1 pseudogene is annotated in these 1,464 nt (G+C 68.0%); it reads left to right on the top strand.

Annotated features, from left to right (window positions below):
- Window positions 1-68 precede the first annotated feature (68 nt).
- Window positions 69-1,163 (top strand): annotated as a pseudogene (locus tag AB0F38_RS31635) (IS701 family transposase); the annotation flags it as partial.
- Window positions 1,164-1,464 lie beyond the last annotated feature (301 nt).

Here is a 1,464-nt window from a genome sequence, read left to right as displayed (position 1 = left end):
TGACGCTCTATCAGGTGGGTGGAGGTTCGTGACTCACCCGATCGGGGTGCGTTGAACCAGTCATGGAGATGGAGAGTGACGTCGAAGTAGGTCTGTGGGAAGCCGAGTTGCAGTCGTTGTTACTGCGGGTTGGCGAGCGGTTCGGCCGGGTCGAGCCGCGGCGGCGGATGCGCGACTACGTGCGGGGTCTGCTGGGGCCGGTGGGACGGAAGAACAGCTGGCAGATAGCCGAGCACGCGGGCCACGACACCCCGTATGGGCTGCAGCGGCTGCTGTCGTGGTGCCAGTGGGATCCGGATGAGATCCGCGATGACCTGCAGGGCTACGTGGCCGAGCGGCTTGGACAGCCGGACGGTGTGCTGATCGTGGACGACACCGGGTTCCTCAAGAAGGGCACCGTCTCCGCCGGGGTGCAAAGGCAGTATTCCGGCACCGCCGGCCGCACCGAGAATTGCCAGATCGGGGTGTTCGCCGCGTACGCCTCTGCCAAGGGTCGGGCCCTGGTGGACCGCGAGCTCTATGTGCCCAGGTCATGGACCGAGGACCCCGATCGGTGCCGCGCGGCCCGGATCCCCGAGGGCAAGCCCTTCGCGACCAAGCCGGAACTTGCACGCGCCATGGTCCAGCGGGCGCTGGACTCAGCCCTGCCGATCGCCTGGGTCACCGCCGACGCGGCCTACGGGCAGGAGTGGCACTTCCGGCGCATGCTGGAGGAGGCAGGCGTGAGCTACGTCCTGGCGGTGCCCAAGTCGCAGCAGGTCAAGTCCCCAGCGGGCAGCTGGCGCATCGACCATGTTCTTACCGGGGCCCCGGCTGAGGCATGGGAGCGGATCTCTTGCGGTGACGGTGCGAAGGGGCCGCGCGTCTACGACTGGGCCGCGGCCCAGCTCCCCGCCATCGACGGCGCGAAGTCCACCCATTACCGCTGGGTGCTGGCCCGCCGCAGCCTGGCGCGTCCCGAGGAGATCGCGTACTACCTGGCCTTCGCGCCGGCTGATGCCGCCGTCGCCGAACTGGTTCGGGTGGCCGGCGCACGGTGGGCCATCGAGGAGTGCTTCCAAGCCGCGAAGAACGAGTGCGGCCTGGACCAGTACGAAGTCCGCCGCTACGTCGGCTGGTACCGCCACATCACCTTGGCGATGCTCGCGCACGCCTTCCTGGCCGCGATGACAGCCCACGCCCTCGAAAAGGGGGCCGCAGAAACGGTTCGAGCAGCCTCGTTCCCCTCACCGTGGCAGAAATCCGACGGCTCCTGGACCTTGCCCATCCCCCCGCAGCCCGGCACCGGCAACCCACCCGTCGGCTCTATTGGTCCCACTGGCGCCGACGTCACCAGGCCATCGCCCGCCGCTGCCACTACCACCGCCGCACGCACCCCGATCGGGTGAGTCACGAACCTCCACCCACCTGATAGAGCGTCAGCAAACTAGACTCCAGAAAGGCCCTGTGACCAGGACAAATGGA

The sequence above is a fragment of the Streptomyces sp. NPDC025273 genome (assembly GCF_040638585.1).
Classification (GTDB): domain Bacteria; phylum Actinomycetota; class Actinomycetes; order Streptomycetales; family Streptomycetaceae; genus Streptomyces; species Streptomyces cinereorectus.
Note: the sequence above shows the minus strand (reverse complement) of the source record. Positions and strands in the feature narration are given on the sequence as shown.